Source organism: Saccharopolyspora terrae (assembly GCF_004348435.1).
Classification (GTDB): domain Bacteria; phylum Actinomycetota; class Actinomycetes; order Mycobacteriales; family Pseudonocardiaceae; genus Saccharopolyspora; species Saccharopolyspora endophytica.
This window is the reverse complement of the sequence record NZ_SMKS01000048.1, coordinates 1-21,407: the sequence shown is the minus strand read 5'-3', so window position 1 is coordinate 21,407 and position 21,407 is coordinate 1. Positions and strand designations below refer to the sequence as shown.

Annotated in this window: 23 protein-coding genes and 2 pseudogenes; 12 read left to right on the top strand and 13 right to left on the bottom strand. The window is 70.8% G+C overall.

Translation table 11 applies throughout. The features are described from left to right. Window positions 1-3 precede the first annotated feature (3 nt). Together benB and benA are read right to left on the bottom strand one after the other, a co-directional pair. A complete protein-coding gene (benB, locus tag E1181_RS22675; protein ID WP_132677670.1) occupies window positions 4-534 on the bottom strand; it encodes a benzoate 1,2-dioxygenase small subunit in 531 nt (176 codons plus the stop codon). A gap of 26 nt (window positions 535-560) precedes the next feature. Continuing rightward, on the bottom strand, window positions 561-1,925 hold the full coding sequence (gene benA / locus E1181_RS22670) for a benzoate 1,2-dioxygenase large subunit (RefSeq protein ID WP_132677669.1): 1,365 nt from the start codon (window positions 1,923-1,925) through the stop codon (window positions 561-563). A gap of 239 nt (window positions 1,926-2,164) precedes the next feature. Here benA and E1181_RS22665 point away from each other — a divergent pair, with 239 nt between their 5' ends. The 5 genes from E1181_RS22665 (at window position 2,165) to E1181_RS22645 (ending at window position 6,734) form a co-directional block, all read left to right on the top strand. Next, the gene (locus E1181_RS22665; protein WP_132677668.1) at window positions 2,165-3,073 is read left to right on the top strand and encodes a LysR substrate-binding domain-containing protein; all 909 of its coding nucleotides are present in this window, start codon (window positions 2,165-2,167) and stop codon (window positions 3,071-3,073) included. Continuing rightward, window positions 3,070-4,173 carry a mandelate racemase/muconate lactonizing enzyme family protein gene (locus tag E1181_RS22660; protein WP_132677667.1) on the top strand — a complete coding sequence of 368 codons (1,104 nt, stop codon included), beginning with the start codon at window positions 3,070-3,072 and terminating at the stop codon, window positions 4,171-4,173. Before E1181_RS22665 ends, E1181_RS22660 begins: the two co-directional genes overlap by 4 nt. Before the next feature lie 25 nt (window positions 4,174-4,198). Next, window positions 4,199-5,044: a catechol 1,2-dioxygenase gene (gene catA, locus E1181_RS22655; protein ID WP_132677666.1), complete on the top strand. Its 846-nt coding sequence runs from the start codon at window positions 4,199-4,201 to the stop codon at window positions 5,042-5,044. Window positions 5,045-5,070: 26 nt separating this feature from the next. Continuing rightward, window positions 5,071-5,352, top strand: coding sequence for a muconolactone Delta-isomerase (gene catC / locus E1181_RS22650; protein WP_132677665.1), 282 nt, complete (start codon window positions 5,071-5,073; stop codon window positions 5,350-5,352). 116 nt (window positions 5,353-5,468) lie between these two features. Next, window positions 5,469-6,734 (top strand): benzoate/H(+) symporter BenE family transporter, encoded by a 1,266-nt coding sequence (locus E1181_RS22645; protein WP_207922261.1) that lies wholly within the window; start codon window positions 5,469-5,471, stop codon window positions 6,732-6,734. A 5-nt stretch (window positions 6,735-6,739) separates the two neighbouring features. Here the strand turns inward: E1181_RS22645 and E1181_RS22640 are convergent, their stop codons facing one another. Both E1181_RS22640 and E1181_RS22635 read right to left on the bottom strand, forming a co-directional pair. Beyond that, window positions 6,740-7,363, bottom strand: a complete 624-nt coding sequence (locus tag E1181_RS22640) for a phosphatase PAP2 family protein (protein ID WP_132677691.1) — start codon at window positions 7,361-7,363, stop codon at window positions 6,740-6,742. 95 nt (window positions 7,364-7,458) lie between these two features. Further along, window positions 7,459-8,406: an aldo/keto reductase gene (locus E1181_RS22635; RefSeq protein ID WP_132677664.1), complete on the bottom strand. Its 948-nt coding sequence runs from the start codon at window positions 8,404-8,406 to the stop codon at window positions 7,459-7,461. 29 nt (window positions 8,407-8,435) lie between these two features. Here E1181_RS22635 and E1181_RS32965 point away from each other — a divergent pair, with 29 nt between their 5' ends. Further along, window positions 8,436-8,873 (top strand): DUF3040 domain-containing protein, encoded by a 438-nt coding sequence (locus E1181_RS32965; protein ID WP_408010436.1) that lies wholly within the window; start codon window positions 8,436-8,438, stop codon window positions 8,871-8,873. 19 nt (window positions 8,874-8,892) lie between these two features. Here the strand turns inward: E1181_RS32965 and E1181_RS32255 are convergent. Beyond that, a pseudogene (locus E1181_RS32255) lies at window positions 8,893-9,230 on the bottom strand (DUF2867 domain-containing protein); the annotation flags it as partial. A 145-nt stretch (window positions 9,231-9,375) separates the two neighbouring features. Here E1181_RS32255 and E1181_RS22620 point away from each other — a divergent pair. Together E1181_RS22620 and E1181_RS22615 are read left to right on the top strand one after the other, a co-directional pair. Beyond that, the gene (locus E1181_RS22620) at window positions 9,376-10,734 is read left to right on the top strand and encodes a cryptochrome/photolyase family protein (RefSeq protein ID WP_132677662.1); all 1,359 of its coding nucleotides are present in this window, start codon (window positions 9,376-9,378) and stop codon (window positions 10,732-10,734) included. Between the two features lie 100 nt (window positions 10,735-10,834). Further along, window positions 10,835-11,479, top strand: a complete 645-nt coding sequence (locus E1181_RS22615) for a phosphate signaling complex PhoU family protein (RefSeq protein ID WP_132677661.1) — start codon at window positions 10,835-10,837, stop codon at window positions 11,477-11,479. Between the two features lie 8 nt (window positions 11,480-11,487). Here the strand turns inward: E1181_RS22615 and E1181_RS22610 are convergent, their stop codons facing one another. From E1181_RS22610 to E1181_RS22585, 6 genes are read right to left on the bottom strand one after another with little or no spacing between them, the layout of a single operon-like run. Next, a complete protein-coding gene (locus E1181_RS22610) occupies window positions 11,488-12,516 on the bottom strand; it encodes a DUF5914 domain-containing protein (RefSeq protein ID WP_207922260.1) in 1,029 nt (342 codons plus the stop codon). Next, window positions 12,510-14,075 carry an FAD-dependent oxidoreductase gene (locus E1181_RS22605; RefSeq protein ID WP_132677660.1) on the bottom strand — a complete coding sequence of 522 codons (1,566 nt, stop codon included), beginning with the start codon at window positions 14,073-14,075 and terminating at the stop codon, window positions 12,510-12,512. Before E1181_RS22605 ends, E1181_RS22610 begins: the two co-directional genes overlap by 7 nt. Further along, window positions 14,068-14,802: a class I SAM-dependent methyltransferase gene (locus tag E1181_RS22600; protein WP_132677659.1), complete on the bottom strand. Its 735-nt coding sequence runs from the start codon at window positions 14,800-14,802 to the stop codon at window positions 14,068-14,070. Before E1181_RS22600 ends, E1181_RS22605 begins: the two co-directional genes overlap by 8 nt. Then, complete coding sequence (locus E1181_RS22595) at window positions 14,799-15,131, bottom strand: lycopene cyclase domain-containing protein (protein WP_132677658.1); 333 nt, start codon at window positions 15,129-15,131, stop codon at window positions 14,799-14,801. Before E1181_RS22595 ends, E1181_RS22600 begins: the two co-directional genes overlap by 4 nt. After that, entirely contained in the window at window positions 15,128-15,475 is a 348-nt protein-coding gene (locus E1181_RS22590) for a lycopene cyclase domain-containing protein (RefSeq protein ID WP_268952493.1), read from the bottom strand. The genes E1181_RS22595 and E1181_RS22590 overlap by 4 nt, the downstream gene beginning before the upstream one ends. Then, complete coding sequence (locus E1181_RS22585) at window positions 15,472-16,440, bottom strand: phytoene/squalene synthase family protein (RefSeq protein ID WP_132677657.1); 969 nt, start codon at window positions 16,438-16,440, stop codon at window positions 15,472-15,474. Before E1181_RS22585 ends, E1181_RS22590 begins: the two co-directional genes overlap by 4 nt. Window positions 16,441-16,617: 177 nt before the next feature. On the opposite strand from E1181_RS22585, the gene E1181_RS22580 reads away from it, so the two are divergent. Further along, entirely contained in the window at window positions 16,618-17,529 is a 912-nt protein-coding gene (locus tag E1181_RS22580; protein ID WP_132677656.1) for a LysR substrate-binding domain-containing protein, read from the top strand. A 46-nt stretch (window positions 17,530-17,575) separates the two neighbouring features. Here the strand turns inward: E1181_RS22580 and E1181_RS22575 are convergent, their stop codons facing one another. Next, a complete protein-coding gene (locus E1181_RS22575; protein ID WP_132677655.1) occupies window positions 17,576-18,817 on the bottom strand; it encodes a flavin-containing monooxygenase in 1,242 nt (413 codons plus the stop codon). A gap of 265 nt (window positions 18,818-19,082) precedes the next feature. Here E1181_RS22575 and E1181_RS22570 point away from each other — a divergent pair, with 265 nt between their 5' ends. From E1181_RS22570 to E1181_RS22560, 3 genes are read left to right on the top strand one after another with little or no spacing between them, the layout of a single operon-like run. Then, window positions 19,083-19,505 (top strand): RidA family protein, encoded by a 423-nt coding sequence (locus E1181_RS22570; protein ID WP_132677654.1) that lies wholly within the window; start codon window positions 19,083-19,085, stop codon window positions 19,503-19,505. Next, the gene (locus E1181_RS22565) at window positions 19,502-20,182 is read left to right on the top strand and encodes a DUF1028 domain-containing protein (RefSeq protein WP_132677653.1); all 681 of its coding nucleotides are present in this window, start codon (window positions 19,502-19,504) and stop codon (window positions 20,180-20,182) included. The genes E1181_RS22570 and E1181_RS22565 overlap by 4 nt, the downstream gene beginning before the upstream one ends. Then, complete coding sequence (locus tag E1181_RS22560; protein ID WP_207922259.1) at window positions 20,179-21,342, top strand: M20 family metallopeptidase; 1,164 nt, start codon at window positions 20,179-20,181, stop codon at window positions 21,340-21,342. Before E1181_RS22565 ends, E1181_RS22560 begins: the two co-directional genes overlap by 4 nt. On the opposite strand, the pseudogene E1181_RS22555 reads toward E1181_RS22560, so the two are convergent. Beyond that, window positions 21,290-21,407: pseudogene (locus E1181_RS22555) on the bottom strand (1-acyl-sn-glycerol-3-phosphate acyltransferase); the annotation flags it as partial. The gene E1181_RS22560 and the pseudogene E1181_RS22555 sit on opposite strands and share 53 nt — an antisense overlap.

The window sequence follows — 21,407 nt, the reverse complement described above, 5'->3', positions numbered from 1 at the left end:
CGCTCAGATGTGGTACACGTCGACGACGTGGTGGATGTAGTCGTTCTTGAGCACCACGGTCTTCCGGCGGATCAGCGGCGCCGGGCCGGAGAAGTCGATGGTGTAGAACGACGTCCCGTAGTAGGGGTCCACGGTCTTGTACCGGAAGTACATGGTGTGCCAGTTGAAGCGCACGTCCACGATGTCGCCGCGGCGCTCGATCAGCTCGACGTTGCTGATGTTGTGGCTGGTGCGCGGTTCCGGGATCGAGGTGGCGCTGGAGCGCTCGGTGCGGATGCGGAAGACCCGGTCCTCCAGGCCGCCCTTGTTCGGGTAGTAGATCAGCGAGATGTCGGTCTGCGGATCCTCGGTGAGCAGGTCGTCGTCGCCCCACGAGGGCATCCAGTAGACGACGTCGTCGGCGTAGCACTCCAGCCACTTCTCGAACTCGCGGTCGTCGAGGTAGCGGGCTTCGCGGTAGAGGAACTGCTCGATGTCCTGCTGGGTGATCGGCTTTCCGGTGGTGATGGCGGTGGCGTCAGCGTGGACGGTCATCGGGAACTCTCCTGGCGCAGAGGGGGTCACTGGGATTCGGCGGCGCGTTCGGCGGCGATGGCGGCCTGCATGGTCTGCTGCCAGTAGCCGTGCTGCACCGGGTAGAGGCCCTCGTCCTCGTTCTTCTGACCCGCCGAGATCACGCCCTTCATGTCGAGGGCTTCGGCGACCTCGTCAGGACCGGTGAGCCAGTGCTCGGCACCGCGGCTCATGTCGTTCCACGGCGCGGCGGTGGCGCGGAAGGTGAGCTGGCAGGAGCGGAACTCCTCCAGGTCGTCGGGAGTGGCCATGCCGGAGGCGTTGAAGAAGTCCTCGTACTGGCGGATCCGCCACGCCCGCGCCTCGGCGCTCTCGCCCTTGGGGGCGATGCAGTAGATGGTGACCTCGGTCTTGTCCGGCGCGATCGGCCGGAAGTGCCTGATCTGCGTGGAGAACTGGTCCATCAGGTACACGTTGGGGTACAGGCACAGGTTGCGGGAGCCGCGAACCATGAACTCGCCCTTGGCCTCGCCGAACTCCTCCTTGAGCTCGTCGATGCGGTCCCACAGCGGACGGTCCTGCGGGTTGCCGGCCCACGTCCACAGGCACAGGTGGCCGTTCGGGTAGGACCAGTAGCCGCCACCGGACTTGCCCCAGCTGCCCGCGTCGAGGGTCTTGGTGCTGTTCTTGGACTCGCCGGTGCCGCGCCGGGCGGTGGTCGCCGCGTAGTTCCAGTGCGTGGCGGTGACGTGGTAGCCGTCGGCGCCGTTCTCGGCCTGCACCTTCCAGTTGCCGTCGAAGGTGTAGGTGGACGCGCCGCGCAGCACCTCCAGCCCGTCCGGCGACTGGTCGACGAGCATGTCGATGACCTTGGTGGTGTCGCCCAGGTGCTCGCTCAGCGGCGCCACGTCCGGGTTGAGGCTGCCGAACAGGAAGCCGCGGTAGGAGTCGAAGCGGGCGACCTTGGTCATGTCGTGCGAGCCGTCGGTGTCGAACGAGTCCGGGTAGCCGGCGCCGTCGGGGTCCTTGACCTTGAGCAGCTTGCCGTCGTTGCGGAACGTCCAGCCGTGGAACGGGCACGTCAGCGTGCTCCGGTTGTCGGCCTTGCGTCGGCAGATCATCGCACCGCGGTGAGCGCAGGCGTTGATCAGGCAGTGCAGTTCGCCGTCCTTGTCGCGGGTGATGACCACCGGCTGGCGGCCGATGTAGGTCGTGAAGTAGTCACCCGGGTTCGGCAGCTGGCTCTCGTGGGCGAGGTAGATCCAGTTCCCCTCGAAGATGTGCTTCATCTCGAGTTCGAAGATCTCCTCGTCGGTGAAGATGCGGCGGTTGGCCCGGTACACCCCGGCCTCGCGGTCCTCTACGACAGCGTCTGCGACGACGGCGGACACGTGGTTCAGCATCTCGGTCATGGATCCTCCCGGCCCAGATCGACTCTGATCGGCCCTGCGGCGACACCTGGCCGCCGTGGCATGACTGGGAACCATGACACCTCGTGGCACCGGTCACACCAGGCAAATACCCAGACCTGGCTTAGGGTGTTATTCATCCACGCCGTTTATCAATCGAGCGAAACCAAGTCTTTGTCTTCGATGAGCGGGTTCCTTACCGTGAGAAAAATCGGCGACGAGGACGAGGGAGGAGGCCCGCCGTGGAGCTTCGCCACCTGCGCTACTTCGTCACCGTCGCCGAGACGTGCCACTTCGGCCGCGCCGCCGAGCAGCTGCACATCGCCCAGCCCGCGCTCTCGCACACCGTCCGCCAGCTGGAGGACGAACTGGGCGTCGCGCTGCTGGCCCGCACGACCAGGCAGGTCCGGGTGACACCGGCGGGCGAGTTCTTCCTGGGCGAGGCCCAGCGGGTGCTCTCCGCCGTGGAGGCCGGGGTGCGCGGCGTGCAGCGCATCGGAGAGGGGCAGCTGGGGCTCGTCCGGGTCGGGTTCACCGGCACGGCCGCGTTCTCCCACCTGCCGCACCTCGCCCGGGCGCTGGCCCAGCGGGTTCCGCAGGTCGAGCTGGAGGTGCACGCCGAACTCCTCACCGCCGAGCAGTGCGATCAGCTGCGCGACGGTTCTCTGGGCCTCGGCGTGCTCCGGCCGCCGGTGACCGGTGACGACATCGACTACCGCGTGATCGAGGTCGAGCCGCTGGTGCTGGCGGTGCCCGCCGACCACCGGCTGGCCGTCGAGCCCGTGGTGGCCACGACCGATCTGCGGGCCGAACCGCTGGTGACCTACGACGGGCGCAACTCCGTCGTGCACGCGGCGGTGCTGCGCAGCTGCCGGGACGCCGGGTTCACCCCGCACCAGCAGCACCAGGCCCCGGGCACCGCGGCACTGCTCGCGCTCGTCGCGGGCGGCTTGGGCGTCGGGGTCGTTCCGGCTTCGGCGCGCTCGCTGCCGCTGGCCGGGGTGGTGTTCCGGGACCTCGCCGGTGCGGCGACCGTCGAGCTGGCGCTGGCCTGGCACCGCGAGACCAGTTCGCCCCTGGTCAACACCGTCCTCGCCGAATTGGAGGACGTCTTCCCGTCCGCACGACCACCAGCAGAGGCCGGTTCATGAAGATCACCCAGGTGGAAGCGATCCCGTTCGCCATCCCGTACCGCAAGCCGCTGCGCTTCGCCTCCGGCGAGGTGCACGCCGCCGAGCACGTGCTGGTTCGGGTGCACACCGACGACGGGATCGTCGGCGTGGCCGAGGCTCCGCCCCGGCCGTTCACCTACGGCGAGACCCAGGCCGGGATCGTCGCCGTCATCGACTCGATCTTCGCTCCGCAGCTGGCGGGCCTGAGCTTGCTGGACCGCGAGATCGCGCACGCCCGGCTCGGGCGCACCGTGGGGAACCCGACCGCGAAGTCGGCCATCGACATGGCGATGTGGGACGCGCTCGGCCGCACCCTCGACGTGTCGGTGACCGAGCTGCTCGGCGGCTTCACCGACCGGATGCGGGTGTCGCACATGCTCGGCTTCGACGAGCCGGCCGCGATGCTGGCCGAGGCCGAGAAGATGCGCGACAACTACGGAATCACCACGTTCAAGGTCAAGGTCGGTCGCCGCCCGGTGTTCCTGGACACCGCCGTGGTGCGCGCGCTGCGCGAAGGGCTCGGCGACTCCGTCGAGCTCTACGTCGACGGCAACCGGGGCTGGACGGCCGCCGAGTCCGCGCGCGCCATGAAGGAGATGGCCGACCTCGACCTGCTCTTCGCCGAGGAGCTGTGCCCGGCCGACGACGTGCTCGGGCGGCGCTGGCTGGTGCAGCAGCTCGACGTGCCGTTCATCGCCGACGAATCCGCCGTCTCCCCCGCCGACGTCACCCGGGAGATCCTCGGCGGTTCGGCCACGGCGGTGAGCATCAAGACCGCGCGGTCCGGGTTCACCCGCTCGCAGCGGACCCACCACCTCGCCGAAGGGCTCGGGCTGGAGGTCGTGATGGGCAACCAGATCGACGGCCAGCTCGGTTCCCTGTGCAGCGTCGCTTTCGGCGCCGCCTACTCGCTGACCTCCCGCCGGGCCGGCGAGCTGTCCAACTTCCTGGACATGAGCGACGACCTGCTGGCCGAGCCGCTGCGCATCAGCGACGGTGAGCTCACCGTCCGACCCGGCGCCGGTCTCGGCGCCGAACTCGATCCCGACAAGCTCCGGCACTACCGCCAGGACTCCTGACCCACCACGAACCAAGGAGGATCCCATGACCACCGCTTCTGATTCGGCCACCGCCGCCGCTTCCGGCGCCAACGCGACCGAGCGGTTCAAGAGCGACAAGCTGGTCGGCGTGGAGAACACGCCGCCCGAGCGCGTCAGCACCCTCGCCCGCGAGGTGCTGGAGGCCGTCCACGAGACGATCCGCAAGCACAAGGTGACCTACGACGAGTACAACGCCCTCAAGGCGTGGCTGATCAGCGTCGGCGAGGACGGCGAGTGGCCGCTGTTCCTCGACGTCTGGGTCGAGCACGTCGTCGAGGAGGTCGCGACCGAACACCGCGAGGGCAACAAGGGCACCATCGAGGGCCCGTACTACGTCCCGGACGCCCCCGAGCAGGGCTCCAGCGGGTCGGTCCCGATGCGGGAGAACGAATCGGGCACGCCGCTGACCTGGACCGGGAAGGTCACCTCCACCAACGGCTCCGCGCTGGCGGGGGCGAAGGTGGAGCTGTGGCACGCCGACGCCGACGGCTTCTACTCGCAGTTCGCGCCGAACATCCCGGAGTGGAACCTGCGCGCGTCGTTCACCACCGACGCCGACGGCAACTTCGAGATCCGCACGGTGCGCCCTGCTCCGTACCAGATCCCCACCGACGGGGCCTGCGGCAAGCTCATCTCCGCGGCCGGCTGGCACGCGTGGCGCCCGGCGCACCTGCACGTCAAGGTGTCGGCACCGGGTCACGAGCTGCTGACGGCGCAGCTGTACTTCCCCGGCGACGAGCACAACGACGACGACATCGCCTCGGCCGTCAAGCCCGAGCTGATGCTCGCCCCGAAGCCGGCCGCCGGTGGCGAGGCCATCGAGTACGGCTTCGTCCTCGACCCCGCCTGACCGATCAGTCCACAGGAGACACACTCGTGCTTTACCACATCCGCATGGACGTGAACCTCCCGCCGGACCTCGATCCGGAGGAACGCGCCGACCTCCTCGCGCGCGAGAAGGAGTACAGCCAGAAGCTCCAGCGCGAAGGCAAGTGGCCGCACCTGTGGCGGATCGCGGGCGAGTACGCGAACGTCTCGGTCGTCGACCTCGCCGACCACGACGAGCTGCACTCCGTGCTGTCCGGGCTTCCGCTGTTCCCGTACATGAACATCGAGGTCACACCCTTGGCGGTGCACCCCAACAAGATCAACGGCTGAGTACGGCCGTTGAGGGCGGCGCGGGTAGCGCATCCCTCAACAGCTCTCAGCAGGACTCCACCGATGCCGGGTGTCCGTTGTGGACACCCGGCACCTTCTCCGCCCGAGGGGGATTCGTGACCAGCACGCTCGACGACGTCGACATCGAGAAGCCGGTCCACCGGGAACGGTTCGAACGTCCGGCCTCCCCCGCCACCGGGCCCCGCCGGGTGCTGCGGGACCTGAGCGGGGCGTCGGTCGCGGGCGGGATCGTCGGTCTCGTCTTCTCGGCCAGCGGCCCGATCGCCGTGATCCTCTCGGCGGGCACCCACGGCGGCCTCAGCTCGGCGCAGCTGGCGTCGTGGGTGTTCGGGGTGTTCTTCCTCAACGGCATCCTCACCGCCATCGCGTCCTGGGTCTACCGGCAGCCGCTGGCGTTCTTCTGGACGATCCCGGGCACCGTGGTGGTCGGCGCATCGCTGAACCACCTGAGCTGGCCGGAGATCCTGGGCGCGTTCGTCGTGACCGCGCTGCTGATCCTCGCGATCGGCCTCACGGGCTGGGTGCGCACGATCATGGCCGCCTTGCCGATGCCGATCGTGATGGCCATGGTCGCCGGGGTGTTCCTGCGGTTCGGGCTCGACCTCGTCACCGCGACCGGATCGGACATGAGCGTCGCCGTGCCGATGATCGCGGTCTTCGCGGTGCTGAGCGCGTTTCCCCGCGCGGGACGCCTGGTCCCGCCGATCCTCGGCGCGCTGGCCGCCGGTGCGCTCGCCGTCGCCGCCTCGGGCAGGTTCGCCCTCGACAGCGCGGGATGGCTCGCCCAGCCGATGCTGCAGACCCCGGAGTTCTCCTGGCGGGCGATCACCGAGCTCGTCGTACCGCTGGCGATCACGGTCCTGGTGGTCCAGAACGGCCAGGGCACAGCGGTTCTCAAGCAGGCAGGCCACAACCCGCCGACGAACGTGGCCGCCGTCCTGTGCGGGCTCTGGTCGTTGCCGGCCGCCGCGGTCGGCGCGGTCTCGACCTGCCTGACCGGCCCGACCAACGCGCTCCTGGTCGCCTCCACCGAACGCTCCCGCCAGTACACGGCGGGCATCGTGTGCGGGCTCGGCGCGATCGTCGTCGGCCTGTTCGCCCCGGCGTTCGTCAGCTTCATGCTGGCCACGCCCCCGGCGTTCATCGCCGTGCTGGGAGGCCTGGCCATGCTCCGGGCGTTGCAGGGCGCCTTCGTCACGGCGTTCAGCACGAACTTCACCCTCGGCGCCCTGCTGGCCTTCCTCGTCACGGTCTCAGGCGTGAACCCCCTGAACATCAACTCCGCGTTCTGGGGCCTGCTCGCAGGAGTCCTCGTCTCCCTGGCCCTCGAACGACAGCACTTCAACCCACGCAACCCCTGACCCCGTCAGACCAGGACAGCGAACAGTCCCCCGACAACGGCCGCACCGACCACCGAACCACCCACGACCTGTGCCGTCGTGTGGTCACCAAGCCGTACCCGCGACCACGAGATCGCCGCGACGACCAGCGATGACAGCAACCACGCCGGCCCGTGCAGAACCACCAGCACCACGGCCGCACCAGCGGCCACGGCAGCGTGCAAAGACACCTTCCACCAGATCGTGATCGCCCCGGTGACGAGCAAGGCGGAGACCATCGTGACGTCCAGCGCCACCAGCATCCACGGCGCACCCAGAACGATGAGCAGCGCCAAACCGATGCTGCTCAGCACGATCAGGGCCAGGAAGGGCACGAGCCTGCCCTTCCGGTCGCGGACATGGTGCCCGTCCCACCGCCCCGAACGCGCACCCCACACGATCACCACCATCGGCAGCACGCTGCTGGTCAAAGCCACCAGGAGCCCCCATCCCAGCGTCGGGCCCGCGGCACGGGTCGCCTGCCACGCCACGATCAACGGCAACACCGTCACGACCACAGAGGGCGCCAGCACCTCGGTGACCACACGCGCGATCCGATCAACCCACGTCCAGCGCGCGAGTTCACCCACTGCTTGCAACTCGGTTCGCATCTCCGCCCGGTTCTTCGAGACGGCACCCAGGCCAGATCTTGCCCGGCTGAGCGCAGGGTCCTGCATCGTGTCGTTCATTCCCACGGCTGCCCGCGTCACGGCACGTGGTTGCCTGCTGCTTGGAGGAGGCCGTACCACTCGCCTCGGGTGAGCCGGATGTCCGAGCCCGCAGCGGCGTCGGTGATGCGCTGCGGGGTGGTGGTGCCGAGGACCACCTGCATCCCGGCCGGGTGGCGGGTGATCCACGCCGTGGCGATCGCGATGGGCGTGACGCCGTACTTGGCCGCGAGCTCGTCGAGCATCGCGTTGAGCCGCGGGAACTCCGCGTCTCCCAGGAAGACTCCGCCCTGGGCGCCCTTCTGGAACGGCGACCACGCCTGGACGGTGATCCCGTTGATGCGGCAGTGCTCGACCAGGCCACCGCCGTCGCGGGTGAGCGCGTCGTCGACGGCCGTGTTGGCGGCCAGGCCCTGCGCGACGATCGTCGCGTGCGTCACCGACAACTGCACCTGATTGGCCACGATCGGCTGCCGCACAGCGGTCTTCAGCAGGTCGATCTGCCGCGGCGTGTAGTTCGAGACGCCGAAGCTGCGCACCTTCCCGGCGGATTCGAGCTCGTCGAAGGCGCGCGCCACCTCATCCGGCTCGACCAGCGCGTCCGGGCGGTGCAGCAGCAGCACGTCGACGTACTCCGTGCCCAGCGCCCGCAGCGAATCCTCCACGGAGGACACGATGTGCTCGTAGGACGAGTCGTAGTGCCACTCCTCGTCGACGATGCTCGTCTTCGTCTGCAACGTGATCTGCTCTCGCTCCGCGGCGGAGAGCCCCAACGCCTCGTTGAACCTGCGCTCGCAGTGGTGCGTGCCGCCTCCCGGGTGCCGGAAGCCGTAGAGATCCGCGTGGTCGAAGAAGTCGATCCCGGCCTCGCGGGCCGTGGTGTAGAGCTCGCGGATCTGCTCATCGGTCTTGTCCGCGATCCGCATCATCCCGGAGGTGACGTTGGGAGCAAGAGCACCGGTCGTTCCGAGCGGAACGGTCCGCATAGGTCGTTTCCCCATCAGTAGGCGTCAGCATGAGCCCGGACGTGCCGAGCCGGCACCGGAGATTCTTCACGACCGCACTCCGGTTCGGCCAGTCCGCTCACCTGTTCCCGTCCCGCGCGGTGGAGGGAGGGTCTATCGGCCCTACCCGTGCCGGTGGCGTGTCTGCATGGTTGCCTCAACAGGCCCGCCGACCGCCGGAGGACGCCATGCTTCGACGCCATGAGATCCGCATCCTCGGAGAGATGGAACGACAGCTGCGCACCGACGACCCGGCGCTGGCCGGCGAGCTGACCCACCCCCGGACCCGGTTCCGCGACTGGGGGACCACGCGCAGAGCGCTGGGGTTCACGACGGCGGCTCTGGCCCTGCTGTGCCTCGCGCTCGGCGAAGGCGCGGCCTTCTTCACCACCGCAGCCCTGGCCGTGGCGCTGATCCTGCTCAGCCACTGGTCCGTCCGAACCGAATGACCGCACCAACCGGGCGTGCTCAGCGCGGGATTCGAGGTGCGCGCCGGAGATCCGCGGCGTTCGCGATGTTGCTGACCATCCCGCCGAACACGAGGCCGTGGTACGGGTAGATCCCCGCCGCCCAGTACAGCTGTCCGGTCAACCCGTGCGGTTCGCACACCGCGCACTGCCGGTAGAGCGCGCCGCCATCGTCGGCCTCCACGCCGAGCTCCAGCCAGGCACCTCGATCTCCGCCCGCAACCGCAGCGGCCTGGGGCGGTCGACGTGTTCGACCCGCCACCAGTCCGGCGCTCCCCCGGCGTGCAGCCGAAGCGGGTCCCGACGTCCTCGCCGCAACGCCACGCCACCGACCAGCCGGTGCACCGCGTACCGGGATGGTTCCCCGCACCGAGGCGCTCCGCAGAGCCATCCCCGACTCGCCGCGGCGTGCGGGCACGGTCTTGCCCGAACGATTCGGGCATGCTGTTGACCCGCACGAACGAGATCCGCGAGGTGCCTTCCGATGACCGTCGCCGTCGCCCTGTTCACCCGTGACCTGCGGGTGCACGACAACCCGGTGCTGCACGCCGCGGCGACCGGCGCGGACCGGGTGATCCCGCTGTTCGTCCTCGACCCCGCGATCACCGGAACGGGGTTCGCCGGGTCCAACCGCGCCGATTTCCTGGCCCGCAGCCTGGCCGACCTGGACGACGCCCTGCGCGAACGGGGTGCAGCCCTGGTCGTCCGGCGCGGTGATCCGCTGCAGGAGCTGGCGGAACTGGTCGCCGACCACGACGTCACCGACGTCCACCTGGCCGCCGACGTCAGCGGTCACGCGCAGCGCAGGCAGGACGCGCTGGTCGACGGGCTCGACGCGAGGGTGCACCTGCACGACGCGTCCATCACCGCCGTGGCGCCCGGCGCGATCACCCCGACCGGCGGCGGCGCGCACTTCGCGGTGTTCAGCCCGTACCTCCGGCGCTGGCAGGAGACCGGTCAGCGGTCACCGCTGCCCCCACCGGACCGGCTGCGCCTCCCCGACCTCGACCCGGGGAAGGTTCCGCAGGCCGCCGAGATCAGCTCCGGCGTCCCGGCCGAGGACCTAGTCGGAGGTGGCGAGCGCAGCGGCCGGAGCCTGCTGTCCGAATGGGCTGACGGTCTGGTCGACGACTACTCGTCCGGGCACGACGACCTCGCCGGGGATCGCACCTCGCGGCTGTCGCCCCACTTGCACTTCGGCACGCTCTCGCCGACCGAGGTGGTGCACCGGGTCGGCACCCGCACCCAGGGCGCGCAGGAGTTCGTCCGGCAGGTGGCGTGGCGGGACTTCCACCACCAGGTGCTGGCCGCGAACCCGCGCACCTCGACCGAGGACTACCGCCCTCGCGGCGACGACTGGCGCGACGCGCCGGAGGAGCTGCGCGCCTGGGCGGAGGGGCGCACCGGATATCCGATCGTGGACGCGGGCATGCGCCAGCTGCTGCGGGAGGGCTGGATGCACAACCGCGCTCGGATGATCACCGCGAGCTTCCTGACCAAGACGCTGCACCACGACTGGCGGGCCGGCGCCCGGCACTTCCTGTGGCACCTGGTGGACGGGGACGTGGCGAACAACCAGATGAACTGGCAGTGGGTGGCCGGAACCGGCACGGACACCCGACCCAACCGGGTGCTCAACCCGCTGCGCCAGACCGAGCGCTACGACCCGCGCGGGGACTACGTGCGGCGGTACGTGCCGGAACTGCGCGACATCGACGGCCCGGCGGTGCACACCCCGTGGAAGCTCCCAGACGACCAGCGCCGCGCGCTGTCGTACCCGGAGCCGATCGTCGACCTGGACTTCGGTCGCCGCCGCTTCCTGGACGCCCGCACCTCCGGCTGAGGTTCCAGGATCGCCGCTGACCTGGGCCGCGAACCGCCGGCGCGGAACGGGGCCGTTCCCGATCACGCACGAGCAGATATGTCCGGTTAGGGTAGATCAGATGCGAGAAGCGTTCCACGGCGAACTCGAGGAGCTCGGCGAGCAGCTGGCCGCGATGGCCGGCCAGGCGGCCGAGGCCATGCGGCTCGCCACACAAGCCGTGACCACCGGTGACGTGTCGTTGGCCGAGCGGGTCCTCACCGCCGATGCCGAGCTCGACGACGCTCGCAACACCTGCGAGGACCACGCCCAGCGGCTGCTCGCGCTGCAATCACCCGTGGCCGGTGATCTGCGCACCGTCCTGGCCGTCCTGTACTGCGGGGTGAAGGTCGAGCGGATGGGTGATCTGGCCGCCCACGTCGCGGGCCTGGTCCGCTACAGCCATCCGGACCCGGTCGTGCACGACGAGGTCGCCGACATCGTGGCCGCCCTGGGCGAGGTGACCGTGACCATGGCCGGTTCCCTGCAAGAGCTGATCCGAGGTTCGGGTCCCGCGGACTCCGCCTGGCTGAACAGCACCGACGACGAGGTCGACGCTCTGAGCAGCCGGTTGGACGCCGCGGTGCGCACCGACAGCTGGCCGCACGGCGTGGCCTCCGCGATGCACCTCGCGCTGCTCGCCCGGTTCTACGAGCGCTTCGCGGACCAGGCCGTGTCCGTGGCCCGCCGACTCGAGTTCGCCACGACCGGCGAGATGCCGGGCTGAAGCACCCCTCAGGGCTTCCGCCCAGCGCGATCGTGCCGCCCGGTGCGGACGGCGTAGCGGCGTTCGGCGTAGGCGAGGTCGTCCCGCCAGAGCCTGCGCGCCGCCCGCGCCATGGCCGGTCGCAGCAGCGTCGCCGCGTTCCTGGCGAGCAGGAAGCCGGTCCTGGGCGAGGTCGCGACGACGGCTTCGACGACCTGCGTCAGCGGACGCCCGTCGGCCGTGCTCCCCACCGGCGTGGCGTGCGTTTCGACCACGCTGCCCGCGCCTTCCCCGGAGATGATGCGCATCAGCACGGTTCTCGCCTCGGGGCAGGTGAACTCGGCGAGGACGGGAACGCCGAGGCGTCCCGCCACGCGGAAGGTGACCTCGACGAGGAAGCGGTCCTCGACAGGTACCGCGCCGTCGACCGGCGGAGTCTTCAGGACGCGGAGCCGGGTGAACGAGTGCGGGTGGAACCACGCGCCGTGCCAGGGATCGAGGCGGTTGGCGACCACATCGGACGGTTCGCAGACACCGGTCACCGCCATGACCGCGTCGATGCTGCGGCGCGCCACCGGGCGGGCGGCGATCACCGGCTCGTCGAGCGGCTCCTCCTCCCCCGCGCTGTCCAGCCGGACCCAGGCGAGAACGCCGTCGTCGTGGCTGGGCAAGGGTTTCCAGCCGGGCCGTCCGCGGCCTCCCAGGCGCATCCCGTGCCACCGGCACACCAGAGCTCCGCAGTGCACGGCGGCCTCGCTCAGCGGAGCCCCGAGGTGCGGGCACGCACCGGGCCCGACCTGCAGCACTCCCGACCGATCGCGCCAGGCCACGAGCTCGGTCCCCGCGACGTGGAAACCCAGCGGCCGGTCGGCGCGAACCTGGCGGCTGCCCGCGAAGACGTACCAGTTGCCGCCGGAGCGGCGCTCGGCCCGCGCGAGCGCGGCACGGATGATGCGCGGCTCGGCCTCGGGGTAGGTCGGGTACTGCTCGGCCCACGCGCCCCTGGGAACGGGTTGCAGCGGCCACCTCTCGGGCCACTGGTCGAGGATGTTCACCACCGAGTCCTCCCTTCTCGCTGGGCGAGCCGCCGCAGCACGCCGTTGCGACCGCAGGTGGGAACCGAGCGCAGCTCGTGCCCCCGAAGTCCCCAGTGACCGAGCAGCCGGTTGGCGGCGTGCCAACCGGTGGTCGCGGCCCGTTCCATCAGCGCCACGGGCAGGTCGATCCGGACACCGTCGCCGGCGAGCACGAGGCCTGCGTGCGGAGTCGTCACGCCCGGCCGCCGGAGGAAGTCGCCGACACCGAACAGCGGGCAGTCCTCGCGCCACAGCACCGATTCCGCGACGACACCCGCTCGCGCGGTCTCGGGGTAGAGCTCGTGGAGCCGACCCACCAGGTCGTTTCCCAGGCGGCGGGTTCGGGCGCAGTCCCCCGGGTGCTCCGCCACGGCGTAGGCGTGCAGCTCGACCACGGAGCCACCGCGCCGGGCCACCCAGCCGCGCGCTTCACCGTCGTAGCGGTCCAGGACGCTGATGTTGTCGAGCGGGCCGTGGCCGCTGGTGGCCAGGAACGCCGCCCGGCGCGGCTGGACCGGCCGGTCCAGCCAGAGCCGCTGGACGAAGAACGACGGGGCGTTGCGCAGCCCGCGCACCGATTCCGACCAACCGGGCGCCTCCAGGTCCGGCGAGTCGTCCAGGAGCTGCCGCAGCGCCCGCACGTCAGCGGCGATGACCACGCCGTCGGCGTCGAGAGGTGCACCTCGGTCGCGGTGCACCCGGTAGGTGCCGTCGGAGCCGCGTTCGATCCCCGACACCGCGGTGCCCAGGTCGAACCCGACGCCGAGCGCGGTCAGGTACGTGCGGAGCGGATCCCACAGGCTCCGCTCGAAACCCGCCTCCGGAACGTCGAACAGCAGGCCTTCGCTGGAGCCGAGGAAGAAGATGTGGAACATCGTGGCCAGCTCCGCCGCCGACATCTGCTCCGGGGTCGCGAAGAAGCTGCGGGAGAACACCTCCAGCGCCAGGTGCCGGGCCGCTCCGGGGAAGCGGATGCGGTCGAGGAACGTCGCGGCGTCGACGTGGTCGAGACGCTCGTAGATCTCCGGGACCGACACGGTCGCCAGCGGCGCCGCCGCGCGGGGGTCCAGCCTCGCCAGGTCGGAGAGGCGGAACGTGGGGCTGCGCAAGGCGAACAGCAGCGCGTTCCACGGCGGCGTGCGGGGCAGGCCCTGGAACGTGTCGATCCGGCCTTCGGCGTCGATCAGCGGGTAGTCGGGCAGCGCGACGAGGCGCTCCAGGCCCGGGTCGGTCCTGCGCAACAACTTCCGCAGGTTGTAGTACTGGCGGAAGAAGGCGTGGAAACCGCGGCTCATCGCGACCTCGTCGCCGTCGGGCAACTGCTCGGTCCAGCCGCCGACGCGACCGCCGAGGTGGGTGTTGCGCTCGACGAGCTCGACCTCCACGCCCCGCTCGGCCAGGCCGGTCGCCGCGCACAGCCCGGCGACGCCACCTCCGACGACCACGACTCGGGGCCTGCGCCCGAGCGCACCCGCGTCGGCGACTCCAGGCGGTGCCCGGTGCCGCACCGCCCGCGGGTCCGCGCAGCCCTGGTCACGCATCGGGGGTGTTCCCGGAAGGTGCCCTGGCGAGGAAGGTGTGCACCACGCGCCGCTGCCACCCCGACACCGTCCGGGTCTCGACGTCGGTGAAACCGCAGTCCCGCAGTCGCCGCTGGAAGCGCTCCACCCCGTCGAACGACCGGACGCTGCGCCACAGGTACCGGTACAGCGCGGAACTCCCGCTCGCCGCGGTTCCGGCGGGGATGATGATCGTCCAGCACACGAGGTTCCAGACCGCGCGCGCCCGCATCGAATCGCGCACCGAGAACTCGTGCACGACGAGCCTGCCGCCGGGGCGCAGCAGCCTCCGGAACGCGCGCAGCTGCCCGTCGGGGTCATCCAGGTTGCGGACCAGGTAGGCGGCGAAGACGGCGTCGAAGGGGCCGTCCTCAGGCAGGTCTTCGACCCGGCAGTGCGCGAAGCGCACCGACGCGGGCCACGTCTTCCGCTGAGCGCAGCGCAGCATCTGCTCGGACGCGTCGACCGCGACGACCTGCGCGAGCGGTGCCGCGTCCAGCACCGCTGCCGTGGAGGCCCCTGTGCCGCAACCGGCGTCGAGGATCCGCAGCCCAGCACCGCTGCCGGGCAGTCCCATGCGGCGTGCGGAGGCGCGGAGGTGGCGGTGGTACCCGGGATCGGCCGCCACGAGGGCGTCGTAGGACGCTGCTGCGCCGTCGAAGGCCGCCGGGACGGCGCGGGCGCGCAGCGCGGTCTGCCTGCGCCTCATCGCGCGGCCCCCGTTCGGCCACGTCGGTGGCGCTGCCGCTCCCACGCCAGGAGCACCGCGGTGACCAGGGAGAAGCCGAAGAGGAAGTCCTCGACCGGGATGTCCCACGGGAACCTGATGCCGCTGATGTGCGCGGGATCGTAGATGACGATCGGTGCGTCGAGCTTGGTCAGCCACCCGTCGACGGGGACCTGGAACGCCAGGACGATGGCCACGGAGATCCAGTAGGCCGGTTTGGCGAACAGCCCGGTGCGCAGGACGGCGCACTCCAGGAGGACCACGACGCCCACCGACAGCAGCGCCGGGAGCGTGTACCCGAGCCCGGTCACCGGTGCACCTCCACGTCGCTGCGGGCGCGTCGACCGCGCCGCGTCAGCGCCTCGACGGACTGGTAGGTCAACAACGCGCACAGCGGGACGACCAGGAAGAAGAGGAACTCCTCCAGCACGATCCCGGCCAGCGAGACCCCGAGCGTGTAGCGCGGGTTGAAGCTCCACACCTCGGCCCAGACGGCCACCGCGTCCCACACCAGGAAGATCAACGCCACCGGCAGCACGGCGGCGGCGATCCTCCCCGGTTCGCGCAGCACGCGTGCGCCGAGGCACTCCAGCGGGAGCACGACGAGGAGGCATCCCGCCATCACGAGCAGGTACTGCCACTGGTCCGCGTTCACGGCCGCGCACCTCTCGTGGGTGCGGGCCGGTGCGCACCGCGCTCGCGCGCCCGGACGGCCCGGAACCACGCGGCGCCGGCGATGCGCGCGCGGTAGGCCTTGCCCACCACCGCGCGGCGCGTGAACACCGCGAAGTCGTCGGCTTCGATGCGGTCGAGGATGCGCGAGTACAGCGCGTGCGCGGTCTGCACGCAGGGCCGCGACACCGGGTCCAGCATCCCGATCCCGACCTCGGCGAACCGGTAGATCTCCCGGGTGTGCGCGTGCTGTTCGACGAGTGCCGCGCGCACCCGGGGGTCGGTGCGGCGGTGGCGGTGGCACCAGAGGAGCAGGTCCCGGTCCACGCCGTGCGCGGCGAGCTCGTCGGCGGGGAGGTAGACGCGTCCGCGTTCGAGGTCTTCGGCGACGTCGCGCAGGAAGTTCGTCAGCTGGAACGCCCGGCCGAGCGCTGCCGCGTGCGGCGCGGCCTCGTCGAGCGGGACGACAGCGCCCAGCACCGGCAGCACTTGCAAGCCGATCACCTCGGCGGAACCGCGCATGTAGGTGCCCAGCGCGTCGCGGTTCGGGTAGTCGCGCACCGAGAGGTCCATGCGCATGGACCTCAGGAAGTCCTCGAAGAGCTCGCTGGGCAGCCCGTGCCGCACGGCGGTGTCGACCACGGCGGCCAGCAGCGGATCGGAGCAGCTCCCGCTCCGGATGCCCGAGAGCAGTTCGGCACCCAGGCCGCTGAGCCGCTCCGCGCACCGCTCGGGCTCCTCGGGCTCGCTCGGCTCGTCGACGATGTCGTCCGCCCAGCGGGCGAACCCGTAGAGGGCGTGCACCGACGGTCGTTGCGCGGGCGTCAGGAGGCGGGTGGCCAGGAAGTAGGTCCTCCCGTGGCGGGCGTGGAGGCCGCGGCAGAGCTCGTAGGAGCGGCGCAGGGCGGGGTCGGTGATGTGCGCGGCGTCCAGCTCAGCTCGTGGCACGGCACCTCCCCTCGTCCGCGCGGCCGGACCGCTCGCTCGTCTGGTGCATCCGTCCCATTGCAGCCCGGCAGCCAACTGATCGCATCCGCGCTGCGGGACCAGGCTGAACCCGAAGACCGTTCGGGGCCGGTCCACGACCTGCGTCGTGCGCACCGGCGCGGGAGGCAGAATGTCGCCATGAGCGAGCCCTCCTTCACCCTCGTGCAGCTGCGCTACTTCGAGGCCGCCGCACGGCACCTGAGCATGACCGCGGCATCGAACGAACTGCTGGTCTCGCAGTCGGCCGTGTCGACCGCGATCGCTCAGCTGGAGAAGGAGATGGGGGTGCAGTTCCTGCTGCGCCACCACGCCCGGGGGCTGAGCCTGACCACCGCGGGTGAGGAGTTCTACAAGCGGGTGCTGGACTTCCTCGCCCACGGTGCGGAACTCGTCGAGACCGCCCGGCAGTCCGGCACGGAGCTGGTCGGCACGCTGGCGGTCGGCTGCTTCGCGACGCTCGCGCCGTTCCGGCTGCCCGGTCTGCTGGCCGAGTTCGAGGCCCGGCACCCGCGGGTCCACCTGTCGTTCCGCGAGGGCGAGCACCACGCGCTCAAGGCGGCCCTGCGCTCGGGCGCGACCGAACTCGCCCTGCTCTACGGCTACGACCTCGACGACGACATCGAACGCGAGGTCGTGGGCACGGCCTCGCCCTACGTTCTGGTCGCCGAGGACCACCGGCTCGCGCGGCGGAAGCGCCGCAAGGTCTCGCTCCGCGACCTCGCCGACGAGCCCATGGTGCTGCTCGACCTGCCGCACAGCCGCGACTACCTGCAATCGATCCTCAGCGACGCGGGGGTGCGGCCGCGCATCCGCCACCGCGCCAGCGGCTACGAGACCGTCCGGGCCCTCGTCGCCAACGGGCACGGATTCGCCCTGCTCAACCAGCGTCCACCGGACGAGACCACCTACTCGGGGTCCCGGGCGGTGGCGCTCGAGCTGACCGACGACGTGCCGTCGCTGGAGATCGTCGTCGCGTCGATGCGCGGAGTCCGCCTCACCCGCCGGGCGCAGGAGTTCCGAGACCTGTGCCGCGAGCTCTACGCGGGCTGATCGTTCGGCCGCGGCCGTGAGACCGCGCCCGACCGAACTTCTCGACCTAGAGGCTCAGGTATCTGCGTTGGGTTGCGATGTGATCGGCGACGAACTTCGCGTCGTGCCACACGCCCCAGATGAAGCTCGATCCGCGGCGGGCCAGCCACGGCAGGCCGAGGAAGTACACGCCCGGCTCGGCGGACACGCCGCGGCGGTGCTCCGGCCTGCCGTCCTCGTCGAACGCGTCGACCTGCAGCCAGTCGTAGTCGACGGCGAAGCCGGTCGCCCAGACGATCGAGTGGACACCGGCTGCGGTGAGGTCGAGTTCGAGGGTCGGCTCGGTGACGCAGGCGGGGTCCGGGCCCAGTTCGCGTGCCTCGGGTTCTTCCGGCAGGTCCAGGCCGTTGCGCGCCACGTAGGCGTCGGCTTCGTCGAGCAGCGCCAGGTAGTTCGCGTCGCCGTTGGCGATGTGGGTGCCGAGGTCCGGGGCGAAGCGCAGGACTCCGCCGTCGAACGAGCTGGTCATCCCGACGAGGTCGATCCCGAGGTCGGCCAGCGCCCGGAAGTCGACCGTGCGGCCACCGCGCGCTCCGCTGACCGCGATGGTGACGTGCTCGGCCCCCGACGGCGGGGTTTCGGCGTCCCACTTGCCGAGAACGCCGAGCCACCAGCAGAAGTCACGTCCGCGGTAGTGGCGCGGCGGACGGTCGTGCGGGCCGACCGAGAGGTAGGTGGTTCGGCCCGACCGGCGGAGCTCTTCGGCGATCTGCACGCCCGATGACCCGGCGCCGACCACCAGCACCGCACCGTCGGGCAGCTGCTCGGGGTTGCGGTACTCGCTGGAGTGGATCTGCACGGGTCCGGAGTCGCGCGGCACGATCGGCGGGATCACGGGCCGCTGGAAGGGTCCGGTCGCGGCCACCACGTAGCGGGCGTCGAAGGAGCATTCCGAGGTTTCCACGCGAAAACCGGCTCGCCCCTCCTTCTTCCGCACCGACGTGACTTCGACGCCGGTGCGGATGGGCGCGGCGATCTTCTCGGCGTACGCCTCGAAGTACTCGGCGATCTGGTCCTTCGAGGCGAACGCGTCGGGCGACAGGTCGACGAACTCCAGCCCCGGGAACCGGTCGTGCCACGCCGGCCCGTTCGCGACCAGCGAGTCCCACCGCTCCGAGCGCCAGCGCTCGGCGATGCGGTTGCGCTCCAGGACCACGTGCGGCACGCCGCAGTCGCTCAGGTGCTCGCTCATCGCCAGACCGGCCTGCCCCCCGCCCACGACGACGGCCTCGACCTCTCGGCTTGACATCCACGGACCTCCACTCCGGACCGGCGGGTGAACCGCCCCGGTTCGCCTCCGCACCGCTGCTTCTCACCGGATCCTCGCCCCCGACACATCCCGTGTCCAACAGATGTTTTCTGTCACTTGCATCTGGCATCCCGATGCAGCGTGCATCTGTTGTTTCGATTCATTGATCCGGAAACATCTACTGGACAGAACCTCAGTGGCGAGTTCAGGCTGAGGCGATGACGCCGCCGACGCGTGCGACGAAGCCCCAGGGAAAGGCCATGAAGTGACAGTTCACCGTCGCATCCGACCGTTCAACACCCGCGACACCTATCCCGAGCAGAGCCTCGACAACGACCTCTGCCAGGCCGTCGTCGCCAACGACACCGTCTACGTGCGCGGCCAGATCGGGCAGGACCTCGACACCAGCGAATCCGTCGGCATCGGCGACGCCGCGGCCCAGGCCGAGCAGGCGATGGCCAACATCAAGATGCTGCTCGAGGAATCGGGCAGCCGGATGGAGCACCTCGTCAAGCTGACCATCTACCTCATCGATCCCCGCTACCGCGAGGACGTCTACCGCGTCGTCGGCAGCTGGACCAAGGGCGTGCACCCGATCTCGACCGGCGTGGTGGTCTCCGCGCTCGCACGACCCGAGTGGCTGTGCGAGATCGACGCGATCGCCGTGATCCCGAAGGAGGAGAAGTGACCTTCTCGATCGTGGCCCGCGACCGCACCGGCGACCGAGTCCGGTTCGGCATCGCGGCCAGCTCGTCCAGCCCCGCCGTCGTCGCCCGCGTCGCGCACCTGCGCCCGGGCATCGGCGCGGCCGCATCCCAGAACATCACCGACCCGCGGCTCGGGGTTCGCCTCCTCGACCGGCTCGACGAGCACGGCGACGCCGCGCGGGCGATCCGCGAGGTGACCACCGGCACCGACCACATCGAGTACCGGCAGCTCACCGCGCTCGGGACGACCGGCCCGGGCTTCGCCCACAGCGGTGCGCGGACCCTGGGCACGCACGGATCGGCCACCGCGGACGGCGTCGTCGCCGCGGGCAACATGCTGGCGGACGAGCACGTCCCGCAGGCCATCGTCGACGCGTTCACCGCCGCCACCGGGGAACTGGAGCAGCGGCTCGTCACCGCCCTGCGGGCCGGGCTCATCGCCGGCGGCGAAGAAGGCCCCGTGCACTCCGCCGGCCTCGTCGTGATGTCCGATGTGGACTGGCCGGTCACAGATCTCCGGGTGGACTGGGCGGACGACCCGGTCGACCGGCTCGCCGAGCTGCTCGACGTGTGGCTCCCGCAGCGCGACGACTACGTGACCCGCGGGCTCGACCCCTCCTCCGCACCGTCCTACGGCGTCCCGGGAGACGACTCGTGACGAGCATGAAAGCCGCCGCCCGCAACGTCATCGACCGGCACGCCGAGGAGCTGATCGGCCTGTCGGAACGGCTGCACGCCGACCCGGAGACGGCGTGGGAGGAGCACCGTGCCGCCGCGGCCGTGCCCGAGCTGCTCGACCGGGCCGGGTTCACGGTCACCCCCGCCTACCTCGGCTTGGACACCGCGTTCCACGCGAGCTTCGGCACCGGCCCCAAGCGGATCGCGCTCTGCGCCGAGTACGACGCGCTGCCGGGCCTCGGCCACGCCTGCGGCCACAACCTCATCGCGGCCAGTTCGATCGGCGCCGCGCTGGGGCTGGCAGCGGTGGCCGACGACGCGGGCGTGACCGTCGAGGTCTACGGGACTCCGGCCGAGGAAGGCGGCGGCGGCAAGATCGAGCTGCTCGACCGCGGCGCCTTCGCCGGGGTGGACCTGGCGATGATGGTGCACCCCGCGCCCGTCGACGTCGCCGAGGCACGGCCGTTCGCGGTGAGCCATTCGAAGATCTCCTACTCGGGCAAGTCGGCCCACGCCGCCGCCTACCCCGAGTCCGGGATCAACGCCGCCGACGCGTTCACCGTCGCCCAGGTCGCCATCGGGCTGCTCCGCCAGCAGATCCCGGCATCGGCCAAGGTGCACGGCATCGTGACGCACGCCGGGGACGCGCCGAACGCGATCCCGGAGCGCGCCACCGGCCGCTGGTACGTGCGAGCCGAAACGCTCGCGGAGCTGGCCGAGCTGGAGCCGCGCGTGATGCGCGCCTTCGAGGCCGGGGCGCTGGCCACCGGGAGCGAGCTGACCGTGGAACCGGAGAGCAAGCCCTACGCGGAGTTCCGCGCGGACGACGCGGCGCTGGCGGCCTACCGCGCCAACGCCGTCGAGCTCGGCCGCGAATTCGCCCCGGACGGCACGGCGTCCCGCATGAACCGCGCCTCCACCGACATGGGAAACGTCTCGCAGGTGGTGCCCGCCATCCACCCCTACATCGGCATCGGCTCGCTCCCGGCGATCAACCACCAGCGGGAGTTCGCCGACCACTGCGTCGGCGGCACCGCCCAACGCGCCCTGCTCGACGCCGCGATCGCCCTGGCCTGGACCGGAACTACTCGGCTTTGGCCAGGAACGCCACCGGACGTGGCAGCACCAGCGGGACGATGAAGCTGTCCAGCACGGCGAGGTGGTTCGGCGCCAGGATCACCGGGCCCGTCGTGGGCACCTTCTCC